This window comes from Streptomyces sp. NPDC003035, from assembly GCF_042888285.1.
GTDB lineage: Bacteria > Actinomycetota > Actinomycetes > Streptomycetales > Streptomycetaceae > Streptomyces.
Genome location: NZ_JBIAPJ010000001.1, coordinates 586,956 through 599,351 on the forward strand (window position 1 = coordinate 586,956; position 12,396 = coordinate 599,351).

Annotated in this window: 11 protein-coding genes and 1 pseudogene; 6 read left to right on the forward strand and 6 right to left on the reverse strand. The window is 73.9% G+C overall.

Annotation, left to right across the window (positions count from 1 at the left end):
* Positions 1–4: 4 nt before the first annotated feature.
* The 3 genes from ACFYV5_RS02635 to ACFYV5_RS02645 all read left to right on the forward strand — a co-directional run bounded on the left by ACFYV5_RS02635 (position 5) and on the right by ACFYV5_RS02645 (position 4,341).
* On the forward strand, positions 5–964 hold the full coding sequence (locus tag ACFYV5_RS02635; protein ID WP_389163443.1) for a DMT family transporter: 960 nt from the start codon (positions 5–7) through the stop codon (positions 962–964).
* Positions 957–2,156 (forward strand): aromatic amino acid transaminase, encoded by a 1,200-nt coding sequence (locus ACFYV5_RS02640; RefSeq protein ID WP_389163446.1) that lies wholly within the window; start codon positions 957–959, stop codon positions 2,154–2,156. The genes ACFYV5_RS02635 and ACFYV5_RS02640 overlap by 8 nt, the downstream gene beginning before the upstream one ends.
* A gap of 124 nt (positions 2,157–2,280) precedes the next feature.
* Positions 2,281–4,341 (forward strand): SpoIIE family protein phosphatase, encoded by a 2,061-nt coding sequence (locus ACFYV5_RS02645; protein WP_389163449.1) that lies wholly within the window; start codon positions 2,281–2,283, stop codon positions 4,339–4,341.
* Between the two features lie 35 nt (positions 4,342–4,376).
* Here the strand turns inward: ACFYV5_RS02645 and ACFYV5_RS02650 are convergent, their stop codons facing one another.
* Positions 4,377–7,154 carry a SpoIIE family protein phosphatase gene (locus ACFYV5_RS02650; RefSeq protein WP_389163452.1) on the reverse strand — a complete coding sequence of 926 codons (2,778 nt, stop codon included), beginning with the start codon at positions 7,152–7,154 and terminating at the stop codon, positions 4,377–4,379.
* A gap of 198 nt (positions 7,155–7,352) precedes the next feature.
* Between ACFYV5_RS02650 and ACFYV5_RS02655 the strand changes: the two genes are divergently transcribed.
* Complete coding sequence (locus tag ACFYV5_RS02655) at positions 7,353–8,834, forward strand: AlkA N-terminal domain-containing protein (protein ID WP_389163455.1); 1,482 nt, start codon at positions 7,353–7,355, stop codon at positions 8,832–8,834.
* A 14-nt stretch (positions 8,835–8,848) separates the two neighbouring features.
* Complete coding sequence (locus ACFYV5_RS02660; protein WP_355115728.1) at positions 8,849–9,346, forward strand: methylated-DNA--[protein]-cysteine S-methyltransferase; 498 nt, start codon at positions 8,849–8,851, stop codon at positions 9,344–9,346.
* On the opposite strand, the gene ACFYV5_RS02665 is transcribed toward ACFYV5_RS02660, so the two are convergent.
* Positions 9,343–10,059, reverse strand: coding sequence for an NAD-dependent deacetylase (locus ACFYV5_RS02665; RefSeq protein ID WP_389163458.1), 717 nt, complete (start codon positions 10,057–10,059; stop codon positions 9,343–9,345). The genes ACFYV5_RS02660 and ACFYV5_RS02665 overlap by 4 nt on opposite strands.
* 64 nt (positions 10,060–10,123) lie before the next feature.
* Between ACFYV5_RS02665 and ACFYV5_RS02670 the strand changes: the two are divergent.
* Positions 10,124–10,326: pseudogene (locus ACFYV5_RS02670) on the forward strand (DUF2191 domain-containing protein).
* Here ACFYV5_RS02670 and ACFYV5_RS02675 read toward each other — a convergent pair.
* The 4 genes from ACFYV5_RS02675 to ACFYV5_RS02690 form a co-directional block, all read right to left on the reverse strand.
* Complete coding sequence (locus ACFYV5_RS02675; RefSeq protein ID WP_389163461.1) at positions 10,298–10,516, reverse strand: hypothetical protein; 219 nt, start codon at positions 10,514–10,516, stop codon at positions 10,298–10,300. The pseudogene ACFYV5_RS02670 and the gene ACFYV5_RS02675 overlap by 29 nt on opposite strands.
* 11 nt (positions 10,517–10,527) lie before the next feature.
* Positions 10,528–11,019, reverse strand: a complete 492-nt coding sequence (locus ACFYV5_RS02680; RefSeq protein WP_389163464.1) for an NUDIX domain-containing protein — start codon at positions 11,017–11,019, stop codon at positions 10,528–10,530.
* On the reverse strand, positions 11,016–12,089 hold the full coding sequence (locus ACFYV5_RS02685) for an ADP-ribosylglycohydrolase family protein (protein ID WP_389163467.1): 1,074 nt from the start codon (positions 12,087–12,089) through the stop codon (positions 11,016–11,018). Before ACFYV5_RS02685 ends, ACFYV5_RS02680 begins: the two co-directional genes overlap by 4 nt.
* Positions 12,090–12,196: 107 nt before the next feature.
* Entirely contained in the window at positions 12,197–12,394 is a 198-nt protein-coding gene (locus ACFYV5_RS02690) for a hypothetical protein (RefSeq protein WP_389163469.1), read from the reverse strand.
* Positions 12,395–12,396 lie beyond the last annotated feature (2 nt).

The following is a 12,396-nucleotide window of genomic DNA, read 5'->3' on the forward strand; positions in this document are numbered from 1 at the left end:
GGGCATGACGCGAACGGTAGGGGCGCCACCGGCGGAAGCGGTGCGCCGCACCGGCCCGCCCACGAGGCTCTCCCCGCAGGCCGTCGGACTGCTCGCCCTCCTCCTCACCGTCGCCATCTGGGCGGCGTTCGCCCTGAGCGCCCGCGCGCTCAGCGCCTCCACCCTGCTGCCCGCCGACGCGGCCCTGCTGCGCTTCGGTGTGCCCCTCGTCGTCCTCGCGCCCGCCCTGTGGCGGCGCAGGCGCCGGCTGGCCGCGGTGCGGCCGGGGCCCGCGATCAAGATCATCTGTGGCGCGGGTGTCCCGTTCTTCCTCGCGGCCATGTACGGCGGCTCGCTCACCTCCGCCGCCTTCGTCGGCGCGATCGTCCCCGGCATGGTCCCGCTCTTCGTCTCCGCCCTCATGGTCGCGGGCGGGAAGAGCGCCCCGCGCGGCACGCAGTCGGCCGGTCTCGCGCTGATCGTGGCCGGTGTCGTGGCGCTGGTCTGGCGCTCCACCACGGCGCTGGACGCCGACGTCCTGCTCGGTACCGGCACGCTCCTCGTCGCCAGCGGGCTGTGGGCCCTCTACACCGTGGGCCTGCGCGAGGTGGACCTCGACCCCATCGGGTCCATCGGCCTGCTCTGCCTGCCCTCCTTCGCCATCATCGCCCTCCTGACCCTCACCGGGGTCCTGCCCACCGGCCTCGCCCGGGCCGCCGGCGGTGACATCGCGCTGTTCCTCCTCGTCCAGGGCCTCGGCGTCGGCCTGTGCGCCGGGCTGCTGTACGCGTTCGCCATCCGCCGCCTGGGACCCGAGCGCAGCTCGGTCGTCGGCAGCCTCAGCCCCGTCGCCGTCGTCCTGCTCGCCGTCCCCCTCCTCGACGAGTCGCCGACCCTCCCCGTCATGGTCGGCGTCCCCCTCATCACCCTCGGCGTCGCGCTTGCCAACCGTCGCCCCCGATCCAAGGTCTCCGCCCATGCTTGAGCTTCTTCCCGCCCCGCCCGTGGACCCGCTGTGGGACCTGGCCGCCGAGTTCGCCGCCGACCCGCGCCCCGAGCGCCTGAACCTCGTCCTCGGCGTCTACCGCGACCCCAGCGGCGTCACCCCCGTCATGGCGGCGGTCCGGGAGGCCGAGATACGTCTGGCGGAACGTTCCGTCTCCAAGGAGTACCGCGGGCTCTCCGGTAACACCGCCTTCAACCGCGCCATGCTGTCCCTGGTTCTCGGGGGTCTCGGGGGTCACGGCACCGAGGCGCTGACCGCACGGGCCACGGCCGTCCAGACCGTGGCGGGAACCGGAGCCCTGCGCCTGCTCGCCGACCTGGTCAGCCGCACCCGCCCCGGCACCACGGTGTGGATCAGCGACCCCGCGTACGTCAATCACCGCCCGATCCTGGAGGGCGCCGGGCTCACGGTTCGGACGTACGGGTACGGCACGCGCATGCTCGACGACCTGAGCGCCGCCGGCCGGGACGACGTCGTCCTGCTCCAGGGCTGCTGCCACAACCCCACCGGAGTCGATCCCTCCTTCGGTACGTGGGAGGAGCTGGCCGCACTGGCCGCGGCGAACGGCTGGGTCCCCTTCGTCGACCTGGCGTACCACGGGCTCGGCGACGGCCTCAGCGCCGACCTGCGGGCGACCCGCATGCTGGCCGAGCGGCTGCCCGAGGTCCTGATCGCCGTCAGCTGCTCCAAGAACTTCGGCCTCTACAGCGACCGCACCGGGTGCGCCATGGTCGTGGGCTCGTCCGCGAAGGCCCTGCGGCACGTCGAGACGGCGCTCCAGAACGCCGCGCGGACCCTGTACTCCATGCCGCCCGAGCACGGCGCCGCCGTCGTCGCCACCGTCCTGGAGGACGAGCGACTGCGGGCGACCTGGCTGGCGGAGCTCGACGGCATGCGTCACCGGATCACGGCCAACCGCGAGGACCTCGTCGCCCACCTCCGCGCGCTCGGCCGCGAGGAGCAGGCGACGTCACTCGCGCGGCAGAAGGGCATGTTCTCGATGCTGTCGCTCACGCCCGAGCAGATGCACCGGCTGCGGGATCGGTACGGCATCTACGGGACGACCTCGGGCCGCATCAACATCGCGGGAGTCTCCGCCCACCGGATCCCGTACCTGGCCCAGGGCATCGCCGCCGTCCTGGAGTCGCCCCGCGCCATGACGGCGGTGTGACGGCGGCCGTGACCCCGGCCCTGTGACGGCCGCACCGCAGGGTCGTGGCGCCGCAGCGCCCCGTTCCGACGGCTCGGCTAGGGTGAGGAAGAAGGAAGGCACCCCCCGGGGTCAGGACGAAGCGTTGGACACTTTTCAGTCGCCGAGCGAGTCGCCGGAGCGGCCCCCGGCGGCCATCGGATACGCGGGTGTACTGCGCGAACTGCTGCCGATCGCCCTGTGGAGGGAGGACGCGGACGGGCGCGTCGTGGAGTGGTCGCTCGCCGCCCAGGACCTGCTCGGCCACCGTCCCGAGGATCTCCTCGGCCGGCCCGCCTCACCCATCCTGGTCCCCGACAGCAACCGGGAACTCGCCGACCAGCTGACCCGCCGCGTCCAGGCCGGCGAGACCGTCGTCGGCACCCTGCCCGTACGCCACCGCGACGGTCACCAGATCACGATGGAGATGTGGATCGTCCCCGAGGTCGACCCCCAGGGGCGGCCGGGAGCGATGCTCATCGCCGTGGAGACCTCCGAGGTCCTGCAGATGCGGGACTCGCTCGCCGCGCTCCAGAGCCTCTTCACCCAGTCGCCCATCGGCCTCGCCACCCTCGGCCCCGACCTGCGCTTCCTGCGCGTCAACGACGCCCTCGCGCGGATGAACGGCGTCTCGGCCGCCGAACACCTGGGCCGGCGGCTGACCGAGGTGGTGCCCGGGGTCAACGCGGCGGCCCTGGAGGCCACGATGCGGCAGGTCCTGGAGCGCGGCGAGGCCGTCGTCGACGTGCGCCGCACCGGCCGCACCCCGGCCGACCCCGACCACGACCGGACCTGGTCCTGCTCGTACGCCCCGCTGCTCGACGGCTCGGGCCGGCGGCTCGGCCTGATCGCCTCCCTCATCGACATCACCGAAGGCCAGCGTGCGCTCGTCGAGGCCGAACGGGCCCGGCGCCGCTTCGCGTTGCTCGCGGAGGCGGGCACCCGGATCGGCACCACCCTCGACCTGCACCGGACCGCCGAGGAGGTGGTGCAGCTCTTCGTCCCGCAGCTCGCCGACTCGGCCGACGTGCAGATGCTCGAATCCGTCCTCGAACCGGACGAGGCGGGCGCCTCCACACACGGCCTGCTGCGCCGCCTCGCCGACGTCTTCCCCGACCCGACCGCCCCCACCGCCCTGCTCACCCGCGGACAGACCTTCCAGATCCCGCTCGGCACCGTCTACGAGCAGGTCATCACCGACGCCCGGCCGATGAACCTCTACCACTCGGACATCCCGGCGCTCTTCCCCGACCCCCGGACCGGCCCGCTGCGCGACTACCTCGCGTCCAGCATCGGCTCCGCGCGCCTCGTCCCGCTCGTCGCCCGGGGCAAGGTGCTCGGCGCCGTCACCGTGACCCGCCTGCGCGAGCGCGAACCCTTCGACGAGCAGGACTGCGTCCTCGTCGACGAACTCGTCGCCCGCGCGGCCCTGCACGTCGACAACGCCCGCATGTACACCTCCCAGCGCGAGGCGGCCCTCACACTGCAGCGCAGCCTCACCAACAGCGCCCTGCCGAGCGTGGACGGCCTGGAGCTCACCGGCCGCTACCTCCCCGCGAGCGACCACGACGTGGGCGGCGACTGGTACGACGTCATCGCCCTGCCCGAGGGCCGGACCGGCCTGGTCATCGGCGACGTCATGGGCCACGGCATCCACGCGGCGGCCGTCATGGGCCAGCTCCGTACGGCCGTACGGACCCTCGCCCGCCACGGGGTGCCGCCCGACCGGCTGCTCCGCTCCCTCGACGCCGTCGTCGCCGACCTGGGCGAGGACGAGATGGCCACCTGTGTCTACGCCGTCCACGACCCCGCCACCGGCGGGGTCGTCATCGCCCGGGCCGGACACCCGCCGCCCGCCGTGGCCACGGCCGACGGCGCCATCACCTTCCTGGAGGGCCCGCCCGGCACCCCGCTCGGCACCGGAGGGCAGGACTTCCGGACCGAGGAGCTGCGGCTGCCGCCCGGGAGCCTCCTGGTGCTGTACACCGACGGTCTCATCGAGGCGCGGGACCGGGACCTCGACGAGGGCATGGACCAGCTCGCGCAGGCGCTGCTGCACCTCGAACGGCCACTCAGCCAGGTCTGCGACCACATCCTCGACCGGCTGCTGCCCCACGCGCCGCCGGACGACGTGGCGGTCCTCCTGGCGCGCACCCCCCTGAGCTGACGGAGCCCACGGGGGTACGGACGGCGCGGCCGTCGCTACCAGGCCATGTCCTCCAGCGCGTCGAGATCCGGCACGGGCACCTGCGGCAGCTCCGCGTCGCCCGTGGACAGCGGCAGTTCGGCCCAGATGACCTTGCCGCGCTCGGTGTAGCGGGTGCCCCAGCGCTCGGCGAACTGGGCGACCAGGAACAGACCACGGCCGCCCTCGTCGGTGGTGGCCGCGTAGCGCAGATGCGGGGCGGTGCTGCTGCCGTCGGAGATCTCGCAGATCAGGCGGCGGTCGCGGAGCAGCCGGACCCGGATGGGCTCCGCGCCGTACCGGATGGCGTTGGTGATGAGCTCGCTGAGGATGAGTTCGGCGGTGAACGCGATGCCGTCCAGCTGCCAGGCGGCGAGCTGCGCGGCGCCCGCGTTCCGGACCCGGGAGACCTCCGCCGGGTCGGCGGGCACGTCCCACTGCGCGATCCGGTCGGCCTCCAGACGCCGCGTGTCGGCGATCAGCAGCGCGATGTCGTCGTCCGGCGCCGGCAGCAGCAGCGCCGACAGCACGTCGGCGCAGGCCTGCTCCGGGCCGCGCCCGGTCGTGGCCAGGGCCTCGGTCAGCAGCCCGAGGCCCGTGTCGATGTCCCGCTCGCGGTCCTCCACGAGACCGTCCGTGAAGAGCACCAGCCGTGTTCCCTCCGCCAGCTGCAGCTCGGCGGCCTCGAACGGCATCCCGCCCACACCCAGCGGCAGGCCGGCCGGCACGTCCGGGAACTCCACCCGGCCGTCGGGGTGTACGAGCGCGGGCCCGGGATGCCCGGCCCGGGCCATGGAGCAGCGCCCGTTGGCGGGGTCGTACACGACGTACAGACAGGTGGCGCCGGTCATCCGGTCGCTGCCCTCGCCGTCGCCGTCGAACCCACCATCGTCCTCGCCGCCACCGTCGCCCGCGCCGGCCCCCGCGTCGCCGAGGTCGGGCCGGTCGATGCGGTCGATCAGTTCGTCGAGGTGGCCCAGCAGCTCGTCGGGCGGCAGGTCCAGGGTGGAGAAGTTGTGCACTGCCGTACGCAGCCGCCCCATCGTCGCCGCGGCGTGCAGACCGTGCCCGACGACATCGCCGACGACCAGCGCCACCCGCGCGCCCGGCAGCGGGATCACATCGAACCAGTCGCCGCCGACCCCCGCCTTCGCCGGCAGATAGCGGTACGCGACGTCGACCGCCGACAGCTCGGGCAGGACGCGGGGGAGCAGACTGCGCTGGAGCGTCACCGCCATCGCGTGCTCACGCGTGAACCGGCGGGCGTTGTCGATGGAGACCGCGGCGCGCGCGGTCAGCTCCTCCGCGAATGTCAGGTCCTCTTCCCCGAAGGGGGCGGAGGTGTCCACCCGCCAGTAGTTCGCCATGCCCAGGACGACACCCCGGGCGAGCAGCGGCACGGCGACGAGCGAGTGCAGCCCGTACGCGAGGGCGGCGGCCGCCCCCTCGGGGTCCTGGGCCTGCCAGCCGTCGGCCGTCGCCAGCTCCGCCACCAGCACCGCGTGACCGCTGTCGAGCGCCCTCGCCATCGGGGTGGTCGGCACGACGCACCTGATCGGGTCGCCCACCGGCTGCAGCGGATGGTCGGCCCGGATGCCCTTCAGCGCGGTACGGCGCATCTCCGTGTACGCCCCCGTCGGCTCCTCGCCGCGCAGCACCGGCTCCAGCAGCTCCACGGTGACGAAGTCCGCGAAGCGCGGGACGGCGACCTCCGCCAACTCCTCGGCGGTCCGCACGATGTCCAGCGTCGTGCCGATCCCCACCCCCGCCTCGTACAGCAGCTGCAGCCGGCCCCTGGCCACCTCGGCCCGGCCCGAGACCGTGGCGAGCTCGGTCGAGTCGCGCAGGGTCATCACCGTCCCGGTGGGCCGGCCCCGGGTCGGCTCCGTCGGGCGGACGTTGAAGGCGAGCAGCCGGTCGCCCGCCAGATGCAACTCGTCGGTCACCACCCGCCCGGAGGAGAGCAGCGCGGCGGTACGGGGGTCCAGGCCCAGCTCGGTGACGTGCCGCTGCTCGGCGTCCGGTGCCAGGTCCAGCAGGCGCCGCGCCTCGTCGTTGGCGAGCAGCAGCCGGCGGTCCGCGTCGATGATGACGACGCCCTCGCGCACCGCGTGCAGGACCGCCTCGTGGTGCTCGTTGATGCGGGTCATCTCGAGTGGGCCCAGGCCGTGGGTCTGCCGGCGCAGCCGCCGGCTCACCAGCGCGGCGCCGCCCACGGCGAGCAGCAGGGCGCCCGCGGCCGTGCCGAGGAGCAGCGGCAGCTGGTCCTCGACCACGTTGCCGACGTTCTGGATCTCGATGCCGGTGCCGACCAGGCCGACGATGTCCCCGTCCTCGGTCCGGATGGGGACGATGGCACGGACCGCGTCCGTCGGCTCCCCGGTGAAGATCTCCGTGAACGACTCGCCGCCCCGGGCGCGGGCGATGTCGCCGGTGGCGCGCTCCCCGATCAGCTCCGGGCGGGCGTCCGTGTAGCGGATCCCGTCCGGCGTCATCACGGCGAGGAAGTCGAGCTCCGCGGCCCGCCGGGCCGACTCGGCCCGGTCCTGGAGCAGGGCGGTGGGGTCGGGCGCGCGGAGGGCGTCCACGAGCCCCGGTGCGTGCGCGAAGGCCTCGGCGGCGGCGAGCGAACGATTGCGCGCGTCGCGCTCGGTGTCGTACCGGGCCTGGAAGATCAGGGCCAGCACCCCCACGGTGACCAGCAGCACGACGATGATCGCCTGCAGCGCGAAGACCTGGCCGGCGACGCTGCGCAGGCCCAGCCCCTTGGGTCGGCGGCCAAGACGTCCGGTCATGGGGTGCTTCTCGGAGGTACGGCTCTGGCTGTCGTCACGAATTCCGCTGTCACCCGTCCACTTCCTCGGTTCCCCTTCCATGCTGCTCCTGCTGCGGCGGGATATCGAGGCGGGACACGGCTGTGCGGCCAGGCGGGCGGAAGGTCCATGTCGTTTTCTCGCCAGCGGCGGACCCCCGGCGTCCCCGACCATGGACGCATGCACACCGACACCGAGCGCTGCGTACGGGCCGTCCGGTCGAAGGACGCCCGCTTCGACGGCGTGTTCTTCACCGCCGTCCTCACCACCCGGATCTACTGCCGCCCCAGCTGCCCGGTCGTGCCGCCCAAGGCCGAGAACATGGTGTTCCACCCCAGCGCCGCCTCCTGTCAGCGCGCCGGATTCCGGGCCTGCAAGCGCTGCCGGCCGGACACCAGCCCGGGTTCACCCGAATGGAACGTACGCGCCGACGCCGTCGCCAGGGCCATGCGGCTCATCCAGGACGGTGTCGTGGACCGCGAGGGCGTGCCGGGGCTCGCGGCCCGGCTCGGCTGGTCCACCCGCCAGATCGAACGCCAGCTCCTCGCCGAACTCGGCGCCGGACCCCTCGCCCTGGCCCGCGCCCAGCGCGCCCAGACCGCCCGGCTGCTCATCGAGACGACCCCGATGCCCATGGCCGAGATCGCCTTCGCGGCCGGCTTCTCCTCGATCCGCACCTTCAACGACACCGTCCGTGAGGTCTTCGCGCTCGCCCCCGGGGAGCTGCGCGCCCGGGCCGCCCGGTCCTCGGCCGCCGCGCCCGGCCCCCGCACCCCCGGTGTGATCGCCCTGCGGCTGCCGTACCGCGCACCGCTCAACCCCTCCAACCTCTTCGGCCACCTCGCCGCGACCGCCGTCCCCGGCGTGGAGGAGTGGCGGGACGGCGCGTACCGGCGGACCCTGACGCTGCCGCACGGCCACGGCATCGTCGCCCTCACCCCACGGGCCGGCCACATCGCCTGCCGGCTCTCCCTCACCGACCCGCGCGATCTCACCCTCGCCATCAGCCGGTGCCGCTGGATGCTCGACCTCGACGCCGACCCTGTCGCCGTCGACGAGCAGCTGCGTACGGATCCGCTGCTCGCCCCACTGGTCGACGGGGCGCCGGGCCGCCGGGTGCCGCGAACCGTGGACGCCGCCGAGTTCGCCGTACGGGCCGTGCTCGGCCAGCAGGTCTCCACGGCCGCCGCCCGCACGCACGCCGCCCGGCTCGTCACCGCGCACGGCGTCCCCGTGGAGGACCCCGAGGGCGGCCTCACCCACCTCTTCCCGACCCCCGAGGCGCTCGCCGGGCTCGACCCCGCGTCCCTCGCACTGCCCCGCAGCCGCCGCACCACCCTCCTCACCCTCGTCGAGGCCCTCGCCGACGGCTCTCTGAGCCTCGGGCCGGCCGCCGACTGGGAAGAGGCGCGCGCCGGGCTCCTCGCGCTGCCCGGCTTCGGTCCCTGGACCACCGAGGTCATCGCGATGCGGGCGCTCGGCGACCCCGACGCCTTCCTCCCCGGCGACCTCGGCGTCCGCCGCGCCGCCCAGGGCCTCGGCCTGCCCGCCACCCCGGCCGCGCTGACCGCCCGCGCCGCGCGGTGGCGGCCCTGGCGGGCGTACGCCGTCCAGTACCTCTGGGCCACCGACAGCCACCCGATCAACCACCTCCCCGCCTGAGGAGTCGCCGCGCCATGCCCACCGTTCAGCACACCGTCATCGACAGCCCCTACGACGCGCTGACCCTGGTCGCCGTCGACGGTGTCCTCAGCCGCATCCACATGACCGACCAGCGCCACCGTCCCGCCGAGGAGACCTTCGGCGAGCCCGACCCGCGCCCCTTCGGCGAGGTGATCCGCCAGCTCGACGCCTACTTCGCCGGTGAACTCACCACGTTCGAGCTCCCGTTGAAGCTGATTGGCACTCCGTTCCAGCTGAGGGTGTGGGAGCAGCTGTGCCTCATCCCGTACGGCGAGACGCGCACGTACGGCGAGTTGGCGGAGGCCCTCGGCAGCCCCGGGGCGTCCCGCGCGGTCGGCCTCGCCAACGGCAAGAACCCGGTCAGCATCGTCGTCCCCTGCCACCGCGTGATCGGGTCGAGCGGCTCGCTGACGGGGTACGGCGGCGGGCTCGGCCGCAAGCAGCGGCTGCTCGCCTTCGAGTCGGGCGCGGAGCCGGACTCCCTGTTCTAGCGCAGCTGTCGCAGCAGCGTGGGGAGCGCGGTGCCGATCGGCTCGCGCACGAGCTCGTCCGCGACCGGGTCGTACGGGGTGGGCTCGGCGTTCACGATGATGAGCCGGGCCCCGTGCTCGGCCGCGATCCCGGCGAGCGAGGCGGCCGGCTGCACCTGGAGGCTCGTGCCCACCGCGATGAAGACCTCCGCGGCCTTCGCGATCGACATCGCCTCGCCGAGCACCACCGGATCGAGCCGCTGCCCGAACATGACGGTCGCCGACTTCAGGATCCCGCCGCAGACGAGGCAGGCCGGGTCGGCCTCGCCTGCCTTCACCCGCTCCAGGGCCTCGGCCATCGACGACCGGGCATGACAGGCCGTGCACACCACCGACCGCGCGGAGCCGTGGAGTTCGAGCACCTTGCGCTCCGGCACCCCGGCGGCCTGGTGGAGCCCGTCGACGTTCTGCGTGATGACCCGCAGCGCGTTGCCGCTCGACTCGTACGCGGCGATGGCGTGGTGCGCCGCGTTCGGCTCGGCCCGCAGGACCGGACCGTCGAGCCGCATCCGCCACGAGCGCCGGCGGATCTCCGGGTCGGCCATGTACGGCCCGTACGTGACGAGCCGCTCGGCCTCCGGGTCGCGCCGCCACAGGCCGTTGGGGCCCCGGTAGTCGGGGATGCCCGAGTCCGTGGAGATGCCGGCACCGCTGAGGATCGCGACCATGGTCATACGGCGAGCGTAGACAGGCCCGGAGGGCTCCCGCGAGCCGATTACCGGGTGCTACGTTCCCCGCATGGCCAAGGTGAACATCTCCCTCGACGCCGACCTCGTCGTCGAGGTCATGGTTCTCCGGGCGTCGGCAGCCCCCAGGACGCGATCGAGGCGGTCGTCCGCGACTACATCGCCCGCGGCCACCGCACGGAGGCCCGCACGGCCTCCCGCGACGAGGCGCACCGCGTCGGCGACCTCAGGCCGGACGAGCCCCCGCAGGGCTGAGCCGGCGCCGCAGCCAGGGCGCGGTAGCGAGGACGAACAGCCCGAAGACCCACAGGCGTTGGAGTCCGGGGGCGTCCTGGAGCGTGGCCCCCTGAAGGCCATGGACGGCGTAGGCGTTCGCCGCCAGATCGGTCACCATGATCGCGCAGGCGAGATCCACGCCACCGACGCGCCCACGCAGGAGGAGCACCGCGGCCAGGTTCAGCGAGCCGGCAGGCCGTTCTCCAGTTCCGCCGGGCCCCGGCCCGTGCTGAGGGCGTCGAGGGCCGCGAGGACGCGCGGGCCGAGCGTGCCCGGCAGGTAGCGGGTCGCCTCGGCCGGGTCGATCAGCTTCCAGGAGAGCAGTTCCTCCTCCTGGAGACGGATCGCGGCGAACCGTTCGTCGGTCAGCACCCCGCCGTCGTACACGTATGCCACGATCGGCGGCCGCCCCGGCCCGTGCGACCAGTCGACCGCGAGGAGCGCCCCCGGCTCCAGGTCCAGGCCGATCTCCTCGGCCGTCTCGCGGCGCGCCGCCTGCCGGGGCGTCTCGCCGGTGTCGGACTCGATCGTGCCGCCCGGCAGCGCCCAGCCCTCGCGGTAGTTCGGCTCGACGATCAGGACGCGGCCCGACGCGTCCCTGAAGAGCGCGGCGGCAGCGGCGAGGACGCGGGGCAGGCCGGCGATGTACGTGGCGTAGTCGGTCGTGGTCATGCCGTCAGCGTAGCCAGCCGCACCGTCCGCTCGGCCAGCTCGCTGATCCGTACGCCGTCGAAGCCGAACACCGCGCTGCGCACCCGGTCCCGCAGCGGCTCCGACCACTGCGGCGGGATCGCCGCCGCCCCGCACAGCACCCCGGCCACCGAGCCCGCCGTCGCCCCGTTCGAGTCCGTGTCGAGGCCGCCGCGGACCGTCAGGGCGATCGTGGCGCTGAAGTCGCCCCCGCCGTACAGCAGGCCGGCCGTCAGCACCGCCGCGTTGGGAACCGTGTGGATCCAGCCCAGTCCGCGCGTCTGCTCCGCGAGCTCGGCGAGGGTCTCGGCCCACTCCACCCCCGACTCGTGCAGGGCGATCGTGTGCCGCACCGTCCGCGCGAGGCGGCTGCTCGCCGGGATCCGCTCCAGCGCCCGCTCCAGGGCCGTGCGGGCGTCGGGCGCGGTGAACGCGGCGGCGATCAGCGCGGCCGCCCACATCGCGCCGTACACGCCGTTGCCGGTGTGGGAGAGCACGGCGTCGCGCCGGGCCAGCGAGGCGGCCCGGCGCGGGTCGCCCGGGCTCGTCCAGCCGTAGACGTCCGCCCGGATCAGCGCGCCGATCCACTCCTGGTGCGGGTTGTCGTATGTCGCGGTGAGCGGCGGCTTGAGGCCGTTGGCGAGATTGCGGTAGGCCGTCCGCTCGGCGGTGAACGTCTGCAGATACGGCAGGCGCAGCAGCCAGTGCTCGCCGACCTGCTCCGTGGTGAAGGCGAAACCGCGGGTCTCCAGGAGGAGCAGAGCGAGGATCGAGTAGTCGATGTCGTCGTCCCGGCAGCTGCCGTGGATCCGCCCGCGCACGCACTGCGGCCATTCGGGCCGCAGCTCGAACCCCTCGGCCAGGGCGTCGGCGGGAGGCGGCGGCAGGTAGTCGGTGAGCGGGAGCGCGTCCGTCAGCCGCAGGTACCGGTCGATGTGCTCGGGCGTCCAGTGATCGCCCCGCTCGACGGGCTTGCCGAGCATGTTCCCGGCGATCCGTCCCGTCCAGCCGCCGAGGACGCGGTCGGCCAGTTCGCTGTGCTTGAGCGCCATACGTCCGGTGTACCGAATCACCCGGCTCGGCGCGCGCCGACGCGTCCGTACACCCGCCCGTACACCCCCTCGTCCTTCTCCGTCCGCGCCGCTCGCCTGGGGAGGCGTCAGGTATCGGCGGCGATCACGAACAGCCGGGCGAAGTTGTCCAGGACCCAGCTCGGAGCGGTGGACGAGGCGCTGTCGAAGGAGTCCTGGCCCAGCGCGGCCCAGGCCACCACGGCGACGACGGCCGCCACTCCGATGCCCACGACCTTCAGATCGGGAGAGGGCGGATCGGTCTGATCGATCGGTTCCGTGCTCATAT